The organism is Acidovorax sp. 93 (assembly GCF_003633835.1).
GTDB classification, from domain to species: Bacteria; Pseudomonadota; Gammaproteobacteria; order Burkholderiales; family Burkholderiaceae_C; genus Acidovorax; species Acidovorax facilis.
The window spans coordinates 3,468,607-3,483,510 of record NZ_RBIT01000001.1; the positions used below are offsets into that span (position 1 = coordinate 3,468,607).

The window sequence follows — 14,904 nt, forward strand, 5'->3', positions numbered from 1 at the left end:
CGGTGATTGTTGATGCGTGAAGTTATCTTGACAATTACATAGCCCGTTGACAGACTGTCAAACGCCTTTTGACAAACACCCCCGCAACGGCATCCCGCGCCGCCTCCCTGTTCAATGGAACTCACCTCCCTCACCGTGCTGGTCGACATCCTCGATGCCGGCAACCTCAGCCAGGCCGCCCGCAACCTGAAGATGTCCCGTGCCAACGTCAGCTACCACCTGCACCAGCTCGAAAAGTCAGTGGGTGTGCAGCTGGTGCGCCGCACCACGCGCCGGGTGGAGCCCACCGAGGTGGGCCTGCGCCTGTATGCCCATGGCCGCGCCATTCAGAACGAGATGTTGGCCGCGCGCGAGACCATTGCCACGCTGGGCCAGGGCCTGCAGGGCCGCGTGGGCCTGAGCGTGCCCAGTGGCTACGGGCAGATGGTGATGTCAGACTGGCTGATCGACTTCAAGCGGCTGTACCCTGGCATCGTGCTGGATGTGCGCTTCGAAAACCGGGTGGACGACCTCATCCGCGATGAGGTGGACATCGCCATCCGCGTGATGCCCGAGCCCCCACCCACGCTGGTGGCGCGCGACCTGGGCAGCGTGCGCTACATCGCCTGCGCATCGCGCGGGTACGCCGAGGCGCATGGACTGCCCCAAAGCTTTGAAGCGCTGCAGGCCGCGCCGGTGATCACCGCAGGGGTGGTGGGCAAGCAGCTGCGCCTGCGCGGGTACCGTGGTGACCAGCGCCAGGAAGCCCTCCTGGAGCCCACCCTCATTTCGGAGCACTTTCCGTTTCTGCGCCAGGGCATCCTGGCAGGGCTGGGCGTAGGGCTGGTACCGGATTACGTGGTGCAGGACGCCGTGTCCAGTGGGGAAGTGCTGACCACGCTGGACGACTGGCGGTTGAGCATTTTTGGCACCCAGATGTTCATGCTCTACATGCCCAACCGCCACCAGACGCGTGCGGTGCGCACGTGCATTGACTACCTGCTGGGGCGGGCCCTGCCGGCAGCCGGCCAAGGAGTGACTGCGGAGCCAGGATGAGCATCTTCTGCGCGTTTACAAGAAAAAATAGCCGCAAGCGCAGGTATTCATTGCGCTAGCAGCTATTTTATTGATAGCAATCGCTACTGCGACAGTAGCAATGCCGGATGAGTCCCTCCGCCGCGCGTCAGCAAACCCGCGTGGCGGCTGGCGTCAGATCCGCCCTTCCTCCACCGCATGGCACGCAATGCGAATGCCACCAATGCTCTTGAGCTGGGGGCGCTCGGTGCGGCAGCGGTCATTCACGTGGGGGCAGCGCGGGTTGAACGCACAACCGGGCGGCGGGTTCAGCGGGTTCGGCACCTCGCCCTGCACGGGGGTGCGGGCCTTGCCGGTGTCGTGCATCTTGGGGATGGCATCGAGCAACATGCGCGTGTAGGGGTGACGCGGTGTGTCGAACAGCGTGTGTTTGTCGGCCAGCTCCACCAGGCGGCCCAAGTACATCACGCCGACCTGATCGCTCACGTGGCGCACCACGGCCAGGTTGTGGCTGATGAACAGGTAGGTGAGGTGCCGCTCGCGCTGCAGGTCCTTCATGATGTTGAGCACCTGAGCCTGCACCGACACGTCAAGCGCACTTGTCGGCTCGTCGCACACCAGGAACTCGGGCTCGGTGGCCAGGGCGCGCGCGATGGAGATGCGCTGGCGTTGGCCGCCGGAGAACTGGTGCGGGTATTTCACCATGTCCAGCGGCGACAGGCCCACGGACTTGAGCAGTTCGCCCACGCGCTGCTTGAGCTCGGCCTTGTCGGTGATGAGGCCATGCTCCTTGAGCGGCTCGCCAATGATGCCTTCGACCAGCCAGCGGGGGTTCAGGCTGGCATACGGGTCCTGGAAGATCATCTGGATGCGGCGGCGCATGGCCTTGGCATCATTACCTTTGAAAGCGGCGTGTGCGTCCTGGTTGTCAAACGTGAGGCCGCCGCGTGTGGGCTCGTACAAACCCACCAGCAGGCGCGCCACGGTGCTTTTGCCGCAGCCGGACTCGCCCACCAGGGCCAGGGTCTTGCCTTTTTCGATCTCGAAACTCACGCCGTCCACCGCATGCAGCAGCGTGCGGGGCTTGCGCTCGATCACGCGGTTGAGCCAGGGGGCGGACACGTCAAAAGTCTTGGCCAGGTCGTGCGCCTGCACCAAAGCCTTGCTTTTCATTGCTGCGCTCATGCGGTCACCTCGGTTTTTGTCGTGGCACCAGCGTGCAGCCAGCAGGCGGCGCGGGTGGAGCCTGCGTCCATCAGGTCGGGGCGATCAGTCATGCAGCGGTCAAAAGTCTGGGGGCAGCGCGGGTTGTAGGCACAGCCCTGGGGAATGGCGTTCAGACGGGGCATGGCGCCGTCGATCTGGTTCAGGCGTTCACGGTCCACCGTCATGTCGGGGATGGAGGCCATGAGGCCGCTGGTGTACGGGTGCGAGGGCTTGTTGATGACGTCGTGCACGGGGCCGATCTCGGCCACGCGCCCGGCATACAGCACGGCCACGCGGTCGCAGGTCTCGGCGATCACGCCCATGTCGTGGGTGATCAGCATCACCGCGGCACCGCGCGATTTGCAGATGTTTTTCAGCAGCGTGATGATCTGCGCCTGGATGGACACGTCGAGCGCCGTGGTGGGCTCATCGGCCACGATGAGCTTGGGCTCGGCCGCCAGGGCCAGGGCAATCACCACGCGCTGGCGCATGCCACCGGAGAACTGGTGCGGGTAGTGGTCGATGCGCTCTGCAGCGGCCGGAATGCCGGTGTCTTGCAGCAGCGCAATGGCACGCTGGCGCGCCTCGGCGGGCGTGACCGGCAGGTGGGCCAGGATGGTTTCGGTGAGCTGTCGGCCCACGGTGTACAGCGGGTTCAGCGAGGTCAGCGGGTCTTGAAAGATCGCGCCGATGCGGCGGCCACGGATGTGGCGCATTTCCTCATTGCTCAGGTTGTCGATGCGCTGGCCTTCGAGCAGGATCTGGCCAGATGCCACGCGGCCCGGGGGCTCCAGCAGGCCGATGATGGCAGCGCCAGTGAGCGATTTGCCCGCGCCGGACTCCCCCACCACCCCCAGGATCTCGCCGGGTGCAATGGAGAAGGAAATGTCGTCCAGGGCGCGCAGGGTACCGCGACGGCCCGGGAATTCGACAACGAGGTTTTTGACTTCTAGGAGACTCATGGGGATATCGCTATTCTTGTTCTTGTTCAGCGCAGGCGCGGATTGAGGGCATCACGCAACCAGTCGCCGAGCAAGTTCACACTCAGGGCGATCAGCACCAGCATGGCACCGGGGAACACGGTGATCCACCATTCGCCGGAGAACAGGTAGTCGTTGCCGATGCGGATCAGCGTGCCCAGCGAAGGCGAGGTGGGCGGTGCGCCCACGCCCAGGAAGGACAATGTGGCCTCGGTGATGATGGCCGTGGCCACCTGGATGGTGGCCAGCACCATCACAGGGCCCATGACGTTGGGCAGCACGTGCTTGCGCATGATGCGCAGCGGCGAAACGCCCGTCACACGGGCAGCCTGCACGTATTCCTTGTTGCGCTCGACCAGGGTGGAGCCGCGCACCGTGCGCGCGTACTGCACCCAGCCCGTGAGCGAGATGGAGATGATCAGCACACCAAATGCCAGCGACTCGTGCGCGTTGGGGAACAGCGCACGGCCCACACCCGCAATCAGCAGCGCCACCAGGATGGCGGGGAACGACAGCATCACGTCGCACAGGCGCATGAGCACGGCATCGATCCAGCCACCGCGAAAGCCAGCCAGCAGTCCAAACGCCACGCCCACCACCACGGAGAGCACCACCGATGCGAGGCCCACCACAAGGGAAATGCGCGCGCCATAGATGAGGGCGGAAAGAATGTCCCGGCCCTGGTCGTCGGTGCCCAGGGGGTACTTCATGGAGCCCTCGGCGCTCCAGGCCGGGGGCAGCCGCGCGTCGCTGAGTTCGAGCGTGGCCAGGTCAAAGGGGTTATGGGGCGCGACCCATCCGGCAAATACCGAACAGAACACACAGATCAGCGCGATGGCAGCGGCCACCATCGCCATGGGCGATGTGCGGAAGCTGTAGCCAACATCGCTGTCAAACCAGCGGGCAAGGGTTGTTTTCATTGTGGGAAACCAGTAAACAAGCACCAACGCAGAGCCCGGGTAGCGGCCATGCGTTGGTGTGGACTTTCAAAGAACCGGTCGTTCTCTCTTTTCTCTGCGATCAACTAACGTAGGGACTTCTGCGCCCCTTCTTACTTGGTGATGCTCATCCACTTGAAGTGCATGAAGTTGTCGGCCAGCTGCACAAGCTTGACGTTCTTGCCCACGCCCCAAGCCAGCGCTTGCTGGTGCAGGGGAATGTGGCCTACATCGGCAGCGTGCAGATCGAAGACTTCCTTGATCATCGCGTTGCGCTTGACCTTGTCGGTCTCGGCCTGGATCTTGAGTGTCAGCTCATCGACCTTGGGGTTGCAGTAGGCGCCCAGGTTGAACTGGCCGGACCCCTTGTCATCCACGCAGCGCATGAGGGCGTTGAGCGCGTTGTGCGAGTCGTAGGTGGCGGGTGTCCAGCCCAGCATGTAGAAGCTGGTGTCGCGGCGCAGCACCTTGGGGAAGTAGGTGCCCTTGGTTTCGGCCTGCAGGTTGATCTTGACGTTGATGCGCGAGAGGTTGGCGGCCACTGTCTGGCAGATGCGGCCATCATTCACGTAGCGGTCGTTCGGGCAGTTCATGGCCACTTCGAAGCCGTTGGGATAGCCGGCTTCGGCCATCAGTTTCTTGGCAGCTTCGACGTCGTAGGGAAGGCGCTTCGCGTCAGGCTGGAAGCCATTGATGCCGGGACCCACGAGCAGGGCCGAGGGGTTGGATGCACCACGCATCACGGTCTTCTTGATCCCTTCGATGTCGATGGCCTGGTAGAAGGCCTGGCGCACACGCTTGTCCTTGAAGGGGTTCTTGCCCTTGACGTTGGAGTACAGCAGCTCGTCACGCTTTTGGTCCATGCCCAGGAAGATGGTGCGCAGTTCGGGGCCGGTGATGGCACGGGTGTTGGCGCTGCCGTTCACGCGTTCGATGTCCTGCACGGGTACGGGTTCCATCACGTCCACCTCGCCCGAAAGCAGGGCGGCCACACGGGTCGCATCGTTGCCGATGGGGGTGAAAACGACTTCGCTGACGTTGCCTTCGATCTTGCCCCAGTAGCTGCCGTTGCGTGTAAACACCGAGCGCACGTTGGGCTGGCGCTCACGCAGACGGAAGGGGCCCGTGCCGTTGGCACGGAACGAGGCGGCGTTCTCGATGCCCTTGCGGCGGTCCACCGGGCCCAGGGCCTGGTTGGTCTCGCACCACTTCTTGCTCATCATGTACACGAGCGAGATCACATCCGGCAGGATCGGGAAGGGGGTCTTGGTTTCGATTTCGACCGTGTGGTCGTCGATCTTGCGCACTTCCTTGAAGTCGTTGGTGTAGCTCTTCATATCCGAGCCTTCCACCTGGGTGCGCCCGAAGCTGAACACCACGTCATCGGCCGTGAAAGGGGTGCCGTCGTGGAATTGCACGCCCTTGCGCAACTCGAAACGCCACACGGTGGGCGATGTCTGCTTCCAGCTCGTCGCCAGGGCAGGCGCCAGGCTCAGATCCTTGTTGCGGCCGACCAGCGGCTCATAGACGTTGCCGGTGACGCTCAGCTGCAGCGACTCATTGAGAGAGTGGGGGTCCATCGACAGCGAGTCACCCTGGTTGGCGATGCGGATGGTCTGAGCTTGGGCCACCAGGCTCGCCGCCGCCAACGCGGTAAAGAGAGCGGTCAGAGCGATTTTTTTATGGAATTTCATGGAAACCTCCAGGTTGGGGAAAGCGGGGTGAAAGGGTTGGGCCGTTGGCGCGGTAGTGCAAATGGGCAGGCTGGCTGGACGGTGCTTCAAGCTGCCGCCAAAGGCATGGCCTGCTCGATAAGGCTTGCGTGCAGCGCTGAGCCCAGGGGCAGGATGTCGTCGTTGAAGTCGTAGCGGCTGTTGTGCAAGGCGCTGCCACTGGCCCCTGTGCCCTGGCCGATGCGCAGATAGGCACCGGGGCGGGTCTGGAGCATGAAGGCGAAGTCCTCGGCGCCCATACTGGGCTCCAGGTCACGCACCACATGGTCAGCACCCAGCAGGGATTCGGCCACGTCGCCGGCAAAGATGGCTTCGCTTTCGCTGTTGATCGTGGCCGGGTAGATGCGCTCGTAGTGCACCGTGGCCGTGGCGCCAAAGCCCAGGGCAATGGCGTTGCAAAGCTCCTTGAGGCGCTTTTCCACCATCTCCTGCACGACCGGATCGAATGTCCGCACGGTGCCCACCAGCGTGGCAGAGCCCGGCAGCACACTGAAGGCCCCCAGGTCTCCAGCCTGTGCGGCGCAGATGCTGACCACGGCGCTTTCAATGGGGCGCACATTGCGCGAGACGATGCTTTGCGCGGCCGTAATGATGTGCGCGGCCACAACCAGCACGTCCACCGTCTGGTAGGCATGGGCACCGTGGCCGCCGCGTCCCGTGATCTCGATGGTGAAACGATCCGCCGCAGCCATCATGGGGCCGGAGTTGATACCCACGGTGCCGGGCTTCATCGCGGGCCAGTTGTGCATGGCGTAGATGGACTGCACCGGGAAGCGGTCAAACAGCCCGTCTTCCATCATGACGCGGGCGCCAGCAAAACCTTCTTCGCCCGGCTGAAACACGAGCACGGCTGTGCCGTCGAAGTTGCGGGTCTCGGCCAGGTAGCGCGCAGCCCCCACCAGCATGGCGGTGTGGCCGTCGTGGCCACAGCCATGCATGAGGCCGGGCTTGCACGACTTCCAGGAGAAATCGTTGTGCTCGGCCAGCGGCAGCGCATCCATGTCGGCACGCAGGCCGACCATGCTGCCACTGGAGGTGCTGCGGCCGCGGATCACGCCCACGACTCCCGTGCGGCCAATGCCGTCGTGGATCTCGTCCACGCCGCAAAGCTTCAGAGCCTCTTTGACGCGCGTGCTGGTGTATATCTCCTCGAAACCCAGCTCAGGGTGGGCATGCAGGTCCCGGCGCAGTGCGGTCAGCTCGGGGTGGTACTGCGCAATGTGCGCAAACGCCCGGCCTCCGGCTTTGTATCGAAGCGACTGCATGTCAGGCGCCCCGAAAGCTCGTGCAGCGCCAGCAGCCGGCAAAACCGGCGCGGCCCAGGCCAGCGCTCCCGCGCAAGGGCCGCCCCGCCGCGCTGGGAGCGTCCCCTCTTTGGGGGGATGGCGCGAAGCGACTCAGGGGGGAGTTCATTCAATGCCCTCCTGCCTTGCCTACGCGCAGGCGAGGGTCGACCGCAAAATACAACAGGTCCACCACCAGATTGATCACCACAAAGATCAAGGCGATCAGGCACAGGTAGGCGGCCATCACCGGAATGTCGGCAAAGGTCACGGCCTGGATGAACAGCAGGCCCATGCCGGGCCACTGGAACACGGTCTCGGTGATGATGGCGAAGGCAATCAGACCACCCAGCTGCAGGCCGGTGATGGTCATCACGGGCACCAGCGTGTTCTTGAGCGCATGGCCGAAGTGAATGGCGCGATTGGACAGGCCCCGGGCGCGTGCGAACTTGATGTAGTCGGTGCGCAGCACCTCCAGCATTTCTGCGCGCACCAGCCGCATGATCAGCGTGAGCTGGAAGATCGCCAGCGTGATGGCAGGCAGCGTGATGTGGTGCCAGCCCTTGGCCTTTAGCAGGCCCGTGCTCCACCATCCCATCTGTACCACTTCACCGCGCCCGAAGCTGGGGAACCAGCCCAGGGTGACAGCGAACACCAGGATCAGCAGGATGCCGATCAGGAACGTTGGCAGCGACACGCCCAGCAGTGAGATTGTCATGAACAGCTGGCTTGTGAAGGTGCCGCGCTTGAGGGCTGCATACACGCCCATGGGCACGCCAATGACCAGGGCCAGGAAAGCAGCCACCAAGGCCAGCTCCAGTGTGGCGGGAAAGCGCTCTGCAATCAGTCGCGAAACCTTGGCGCCCTGGCGCAGGCTCAGGCCGAATTCGCCCTGGGCTGCGTTGACCAAAAAATGCCAGAACTGCACGAAAAAGGGCTTGTCCAGACCGAGCGAGGCGCGCAGTTCGCGGATCTGCTCGGGAGTGGCGTCCTGGCCCAGCAGGAACACCACAGGGTCTCCCACGTACTGGAACAGCATGAAGGAGATGAAGGCCACCGTGACCATGACAATCACAGCCTGTATCAGGCGGCGCAATATAAAGGCGAGCATCGGAGAGTCGATTGAGTGTTCGATGGGAACGCCACAGCCACTTTTGATGGCAGGGCGCTGGCAGGCAATATGCGGTCGTCAAACCGGACCAGAAAGCAAAACAAAGAAAGCAAGGGCCTCGGGGCCCTTGCTCTCAGTGTGTCACGCACCGGTCAATTCACCTTGACGGTGCGCATGTCCACGCGGTTATCCGCGCGGTGAACCAGTTCAATGTTCTTCTTCACGGCCCATGGGATCACTTGGTCATGCAGAGGAATGTGGGACACGGTGTCGTTGGACAATTGCAGCGCTTCCGTCAGCATGCGGGCGCGCACTGGTGCATCGGTTTCTGCCTTGATGCGGTCCACCAGATAGTCCATGCGCTGGTTGCTGTAGCGGCCCACGTTGTAGTTGCCGTCACCACCTTGGCCCACAGTGCGGACCAGCGATTGCAGGCTGTACAGCGCATCGAAGGTCGGCACTCCCCAGCCCAGCATGTAGATGCTGGCTTCGTAGCGCTGGATCATCGGGAAGTAATTGACCAGGGGCAGCGTGCGCAGCTTGGCCTTCACGCCCACGCGCGACCACATGGCGGTCACGGCCTGGCAGATGGCTTCGTCATTGATGTAGCGGTTGTTGGGGCAGGCAAAGTCCACCTCAAAACCATCGGGGTAACCAGCCTCGGCCAGCAACTTCTTGGAGGCTTCAACGCTATAGGGGAACCGCTTGCCAACGGCCTCGGTATAGCCCGCCACCTGTGGGGCCACGATGGTGCCCGTGGGCTTGCCCAGGCCGCGCATGATGTTGCGGGAAATGGTTTCTGCGTCAATCGCCTGGTACAGGGCCTTGCGCACGCGCACGTCCTTGAGCGGATTTTTGCCCTTGATGTTGGAGCCTGGCAGTTCGTCGCGGAATTGATCCATGCCCAGGAAGATGGTGCGGTTCTCAATGCCGTCAATCACCTTGAGGTCGGGGCTGGCGCGCAAGCGGCCCAGATCCTGGGGAGTGGGGTCGAGCACCATGTCCACTTCGCCCGACAGCAGGGCTGCAATGCGTGTGGCAGCAGACTTGATCGGGGTGTAGACGATTTCGGTCACGTTCCCGTCCATCTTGCCCCACCAGTTGGGGTTGCGCTTGAACACCATCTTCACATCAGGCTGCCACGATTCCAGCGTGTAAGGACCGGTGCCCATGGCATTGCGGTGGGCAAAGTTTTCGTCGGTGCCCTTGATGTCTTTGGGCTCGACCGACTTGTTCTTTTCCGCCCAGGCCTTACTCATCATGCGCAGTTCGGTCATCTGGCGCAGCAGCACAGGGTTGGGAGCGGTCAGGATGACGTCGATGGTTTGCGCATCCACCTTGTTGATCTTGCTGATGCCCTGGATGTAGGGGGTGAAATTCGATGTCTTGGCCATCGCGCGCTGCAGCGAATACACCGCATCGTCGGCGGTGAAGGCCGAACCATCATGGAACTTCACGCCTTGGCGCAGCGTGAAACGCACCTGCGTGGGGCTGATTTCTTTCCAGGCCGTTGCCAGCACGGGCTCTACGTCAAAGGTCTTGCTGTTGTAGTAAACCAGGCTTTCATACACATTCGCATGGATGCCATTCTGGAGCGCGTTGTTCTGGGAATGGATATCCCAGGTCGCGATTTCCCCCTGGCTAGCCCATTTGAAGGGCTTGGCATGCAGGGCTGGCGCCACAAGCAGTGCAGCAGCCGCAGCCACCGACAAAAGACTGTATTTGAGTTTCATGGAACCCTCTTGAATAAAAGTTTTACTATGCAGTAAAGGTTGCTCTATAGCCAACGGGAAATCCCTGAATCCCGGGCACTACGAAGGGCCTCTAAGGGCTGATTTGGTAGGGAAGCAGCACGCAAGGATGGTGCCAAGAATCTGCACCAAAGCAAACAAGAGGAAGAAACCTCGGAGACAGGCCGAAGGACGCCATTGCCCGACATCAACCGACCGATCCGTAGGGCGGATGTACCCGGAGTTACATACAGGAAGTCCGCACAACCAACCCTCAAGCACAAATCAGCAGACAAAAAAAAGCCGCCCGAAGGCGGCTTTTTTAGCTTTGATACCGGTAACTGGCCAGAAGCCAGTCTCGATATTAGAAGCTGTGACGGATACCGAAGTCGTAGCCGTTGGAGTTGTCGCCAGCAGCAGTCACGGAACCGTTCAGGGACTGAGCAGCGCCGTTCTTGTTGCTCACGTGAGCGTACGTTGCGTACAGAGCCGTGCGCTTGGACAGGTTGTGCACGTAGCCCAGAGCGATCTTGTTCGAACGTGGGTCAGCACCAACTTGGTCGATCTTGTAGGTGGAGTAAGCCAGACGGATTTCGCCAGCGCCCACGGGTACCAGACCACCGATCAGGAAGCCCTTGCCTTCAGCGCCGCCCTTGACGTCGTCTTGGTTGTAATGAGCCATGATCTTGGCCACGCCCAGGTCGTATTGACCGCCCAGGTTCACAGCCTTGATGTTGCCCGACAGGAACTTGGTGTCAGAGAAAGCCAGAGCCACGTTGATGGGGCCATTGGCGTAACCAGCGCGCAGAGCCAGGCCGTTGCCGTCCTTCTTGTTGGCTGCGTTGCTCAGGTTTTCACCCATGTAGTACTGGGCTTGGCCGTAGAAACCGCCCAGGTTGCCAGGCAGGAAGTAGCCGATGGAGTTCGAAGCGCGCACGGTGGTTGGGCCACCCAGGCTGGAGTTCAGGGTTTGGGTCGTGCCAACACCGTTCGTGCCGAACGGATCGAACACGGTCAGGTTCCAGAATTGGGGCGTGTAGTCACGGCCCAGACGCACTTCACCGAAGCCGCCGTTCAGGCTGACGGTCGAACGACGGTTGAAGGTCAAGCCGCCACCGCCGGTGACGCCGCTTGCGCCTTGGTTGTTGGTGCTGGTGGTGCCACCGGAACCGTTGTCGTTGTTCACGCCAGCTTCGAGCCAGAACGAAGCGGACATGCCGCCACCCAGATCTTCAACACCGCGGAAGCCCAGACGGCTGCTGTTGTAGCCGGAGTTCGTCAGTTGGGACTTGTTGGCGACGCTGCCGGAACCGTATGCGTAGGTAGCGTCAACGATACCGAACAGGGTTACGGACGATTGAGCCATTGCAGCGCCGGAAGCAGCCAGCACAGCCAGGGCAATCAGGGATTTTTTCATTGCGAGTTACTCCAAGGTTAAACATCGGGCTCCGGTACGGGGGGTCTATGGTGAAAGCACCTGCACAGTCCCGCCGGTTCCCCGGGCCAACCTCCTGGTGGGGAAGTTGCTCTTATTGCACCAGACCCGGCCAGGTTTCGCAAAGGAATTCACCCACAATCGACCCGAAAGGGAAAAATCGTTGCAGTGTTGCAACATTTCCCTGAACCCCGGCAAAATCGATCTGCTGCGCCTTGTAGCAGCTCCTGCCAGCGCCTGAGATTTGTATCTAAGTGAAAATTGTGTTTCTGCGCTCTTGCCAACCTGAAAGCCTCCATGGACTCTTTGCTAATTGCGGCTGACACCGCACTGCGCACACTTTTTGCGACACCCCGTGCATCCGAGCCCACGCCGGCGCGCGGCATGGACGAAGGAGCGCTCGACCCCACCCAGAAGAAGCTGGCGGGGGCGCTGATGCGTGTCAACCACGTGGGCGAAGTCTGCGCACAAGCGCTGTACACCGCGCAGGCAGCCATCACGCGCGACCCCGCGCTCCAAGCCCACCTGCTGGAGGCCGCCCGCGAAGAAACAGACCATCTCGCCTGGACCCAGCAGCGCCTGGACGCGCTGGGCGCCCGGCCCAGCCTGCTGACTCCCCTGTGGTTTGCGGGCGCCTTCGCGCTGGGGCTGGTCGCCGCCAAGGTCAGCGACCGGGCAAGTCTGGGTTTTGTGGCGGAAACGGAAAACCAGGTGGCGGCGCACCTTCAAAGCCACCTCGCACGGCTTCCCACACAAGACCTGCCCTCGCGGGCCGTGGTGGCCCGTATGAAGGACGACGAGGAGCGCCATGCCGCCCAGGCACGGGCATCCGGAGCGCTGGAACTGCCGCCCCCCGCCCGGGCGGCGATGAAGGTAGCAGCCAAGGTGATGACCACCACCGCGCACTACCTCTGAGCACTGGCCGCACTGCGCACGCACTGACCGCGTGCGCCAGGGGGCATCGCGCGCGTGACGACCTCAAAAACTGGCGCAGCCCAAGCCAGCAGACGCCGTGGAACTGGCTTTGCCAGGCCACTGGCGTCGTCCCCCTGGGGGGAAGGCGCCGCAGGCGACTCAGGGGGAGGTCTACCTCATGCTTCGACCACTTCAAACCCGGTGGTGATCTCCGCCGTCTTGCCCAGCATGATGCTGGCCGAGCAGTATTTGTCATGACTCATGGCGATCGCGCGCTCTACCGCAGCGGGCGGGATACCCTTGCCGGTCACGGTGAAATGCATATGGATCTTGGTGAACACCTTGGGGTCCGTCTGGGCGCGTTCGGTGGTCAGCTTGACACTGCAGCCGCGCACATCGTGGCGGCCCCGCTTGAGGATGAGCACCACGTCGTAGGCCGTGCAGCCGCCTGTGCCAGCCAGCACGGTCTCCATGGGCCGGGGCGCCAGGTTCAGCCCGCCGTTGGCCGGATTGGCGGCATCGGGCGCGCCATCCATCGTTAAAACATGGCCGCTGCCGGTCTCGGCCACAAAGCCCATGCCAGAACGGGTTCCTGTGCCTCCGGTCCAGCTGACTGTGCATTCCATGGTCTATCTCCTTTTTGGTGCGTGGTTTTTTTCGCACGGAATGGCCCGGCGAAATAAAAATTTGGTGTTGATTTTGCTGCAATGCAACAAGACTCGCGCTAAACTTCCACCAAGCGCTGCTTTTTCTGGATGGAAAAGGCAGATGGCAAGAAGCCCGGTTTTCGGCACTTGTCCCGCACCGATTGTCTCCTCCATCTCCTCAAAGGATGGATTAGCCCCAGGCCTCACGGCTTGGGGCTTTTTTTTGGCTGAACTGGCCTCGATAGCTTCCCTCAGCGGCGCATCGCCCCCCCAAAAACCGACCCCCTATGATGTGGACCCCCGCCGCTGCCCCGTGGCGGTCCCACCTGCCCTGCCATGACCCAGCACCTCACCCCTGCCGACTACCTGAAAAAAATCCTGACCGCCCGCGTGTACGACGTGGCGGTGGAGTCGGCGCTGGAGCCCGCCAAGAACCTCAGCCGCCGCCTGCACAACAAAGTGCTGCTCAAGCGCGAAGACCAGCAGCCCGTGTTCAGCTTCAAGCTGCGGGGTGCCTACAACAAGATGGCGCACCTCACGCCCGAGCAGTTGGCACGCGGGGTGATCTGCGCCTCGGCCGGCAACCACGCGCAAGGCGTGGCCATGAGCGCCCACAAGCTGGGCACGCGCGCCGTCATCGTGATGCCCACCACCACGCCGCAGCTCAAGATCGACGCAGTGAAGACGCTGGGCGGCGAGGTCGTGCTGTTTGGCGAGAGCTATTCCGATGCCTACGGCCATTCGGTGAAGCTGGAGAAGGAACAGGGCCTGACCTTCGTGCACCCGTTCGACGACCCGGACGTCATTGCCGGCCAGGGCACCATCGCCATGGAGATCCTGCGCCAGCTGCAAAGCCTGGGCAGCAACCAGCTCGACGCCGTGTTTGTGGCCATTGGCGGCGGCGGGCTCATCTCGGGCGTGGCCAACTACATCAAGGCCGTGCGGCCCGAGATCAAGGTGATCGGCGTGCAGATGAACGACTCGGACGCCATGATCCAGTCCGTCAAGGCGCACGAGCGCGTGACGCTGGCCGACGTGGGTCTGTTCTCGGACGGCACCGCCGTCAAGCTGGTGGGCGAGGAGACCTTCCGCATCGCCCACAGCGGCCTGGTGGACGAATTCATCACGGTGGACACCGACGCCGTCTGCGCCGCCATCAAGGACATCTTTGTGGATACGCGCAGCATCGTCGAACCCGCAGGGGCTCTCGCCGTGGCGGCCATCAAGCAGTACGTTGCTGAAAAGAAAACCAAGGGCGAAACCTATGCCGCCATCCTGTGCGGCGCCAACATGAACTTCGACCGCCTGCGCTTTGTGGCCGAGCGTGCCGAAGTGGGCGAGGAGCGTGAGGCGCTGCTGGCCGTCACCATCCCTGAAGAACGCGGCAGCTTTCGCCGCTTTTGCGAAGTGGTGGGCGGCCTGCCCGGCGGCCCGCGCAACGTGACCGAGTTCAACTACCGCATCAGCGATGCCGCCCAGGCCCATGTGTTCGTGGGCATCACCACCAATGGCAAGGGCGAGTCGGAGAAAATCGCCAAGAACTTCGGCCGCCACGGCTTCGAGGCACTGGACCTGACGCACGACGAACTGGCCAAGGAGCATCTGCGCCACCTCGTGGGCGGGCATTCGGCGCTCGCGCAGGACGAGCGGCTGATGCGCTTTACCTTCCCCGAGCGGCCCGGCGCGCTGCTCAAGTTCCTGAGCCTGATGCAGCCGACCTGGAACATCAGCCTGTTCCACTACCGCAACCAGGGCGCCGACTATGGCCGCATCCTCGTGGGCATGCAGGTGCCACCCGAGGACGCCGCCACGTTCGACGCCTTCCTGGCCACGCTGGGCTATCCGTATGTGGAAGAGACGTTGAACCCGGCCTACCGGCTGTTCCTGCGATCCAAGTAACCAGAATATGGGC

The 14,904-nt window shown here is 62.6% G+C and carries 12 protein-coding genes; 3 read left to right on the forward strand and 9 right to left on the reverse strand.

The window, feature by feature from the left end:
* The first annotated feature begins 114 nt into the window (after positions 1-114).
* On the forward strand, positions 115-1,035 hold the full coding sequence (locus C8C93_RS15775) for a LysR family transcriptional regulator (protein ID WP_056745237.1): 921 nt from the start codon (positions 115-117) through the stop codon (positions 1,033-1,035).
* 153 nt (positions 1,036-1,188) lie between these two features.
* Here the strand turns inward: C8C93_RS15775 and C8C93_RS15780 are convergent, their stop codons facing one another.
* The 8 genes from C8C93_RS15780 to C8C93_RS15815 all read right to left on the reverse strand — a co-directional run bounded on the left by C8C93_RS15780 (position 1,189) and on the right by C8C93_RS15815 (position 11,412).
* Positions 1,189-2,199, reverse strand: a complete 1,011-nt coding sequence (locus C8C93_RS15780; protein ID WP_121507523.1) for an ABC transporter ATP-binding protein — start codon at positions 2,197-2,199, stop codon at positions 1,189-1,191.
* Positions 2,196-3,182: an ABC transporter ATP-binding protein gene (locus C8C93_RS15785; RefSeq protein WP_121422335.1), complete on the reverse strand. Its 987-nt coding sequence runs from the start codon at positions 3,180-3,182 to the stop codon at positions 2,196-2,198. The genes C8C93_RS15780 and C8C93_RS15785 overlap by 4 nt, the downstream gene beginning before the upstream one ends.
* A 26-nt stretch (positions 3,183-3,208) precedes the next feature.
* The gene (locus tag C8C93_RS15790) at positions 3,209-4,120 is read right to left on the reverse strand and encodes an ABC transporter permease (RefSeq protein WP_055398531.1); all 912 of its coding nucleotides are present in this window, start codon (positions 4,118-4,120) and stop codon (positions 3,209-3,211) included.
* Between the two features lie 131 nt (positions 4,121-4,251).
* Positions 4,252-5,832: an ABC transporter substrate-binding protein gene (locus C8C93_RS15795; RefSeq protein ID WP_029413932.1), complete on the reverse strand. Its 1,581-nt coding sequence runs from the start codon at positions 5,830-5,832 to the stop codon at positions 4,252-4,254.
* An 86-nt stretch (positions 5,833-5,918) separates the two neighbouring features.
* The gene (locus C8C93_RS15800; RefSeq protein WP_121507524.1) at positions 5,919-7,136 is read right to left on the reverse strand and encodes a M20 aminoacylase family protein; all 1,218 of its coding nucleotides are present in this window, start codon (positions 7,134-7,136) and stop codon (positions 5,919-5,921) included.
* Between the two features lie 148 nt (positions 7,137-7,284).
* Entirely contained in the window at positions 7,285-8,265 is a 981-nt protein-coding gene (locus tag C8C93_RS15805; RefSeq protein ID WP_121422333.1) for an ABC transporter permease, read from the reverse strand.
* A gap of 152 nt (positions 8,266-8,417) precedes the next feature.
* Entirely contained in the window at positions 8,418-9,998 is a 1,581-nt protein-coding gene (locus C8C93_RS15810; RefSeq protein ID WP_121507525.1) for an ABC transporter substrate-binding protein, read from the reverse strand.
* 361 nt (positions 9,999-10,359) lie between these two features.
* Positions 10,360-11,412: a porin gene (locus tag C8C93_RS15815; RefSeq protein WP_121422331.1), complete on the reverse strand. Its 1,053-nt coding sequence runs from the start codon at positions 11,410-11,412 to the stop codon at positions 10,360-10,362.
* Between the two features lie 315 nt (positions 11,413-11,727).
* On the opposite strand from C8C93_RS15815, the gene coq7 reads away from it, so the two are divergent.
* Positions 11,728-12,345, forward strand: a complete 618-nt coding sequence (gene coq7 / locus C8C93_RS15820) for a 2-polyprenyl-3-methyl-6-methoxy-1,4-benzoquinone monooxygenase (RefSeq protein WP_121507526.1) — start codon at positions 11,728-11,730, stop codon at positions 12,343-12,345.
* A gap of 176 nt (positions 12,346-12,521) precedes the next feature.
* Here the strand turns inward: coq7 and C8C93_RS15830 are convergent, their stop codons facing one another.
* A complete protein-coding gene (locus tag C8C93_RS15830) occupies positions 12,522-12,971 on the reverse strand; it encodes an OsmC family protein (RefSeq protein WP_055398537.1) in 450 nt (149 codons plus the stop codon).
* 357 nt (positions 12,972-13,328) lie between these two features.
* Between C8C93_RS15830 and ilvA the strand changes: the two genes are divergently transcribed.
* On the forward strand, positions 13,329-14,891 hold the full coding sequence (ilvA, locus tag C8C93_RS15835) for a threonine ammonia-lyase, biosynthetic (RefSeq protein WP_121507527.1): 1,563 nt from the start codon (positions 13,329-13,331) through the stop codon (positions 14,889-14,891).
* Positions 14,892-14,904: the final 13 nt, after the last annotated feature.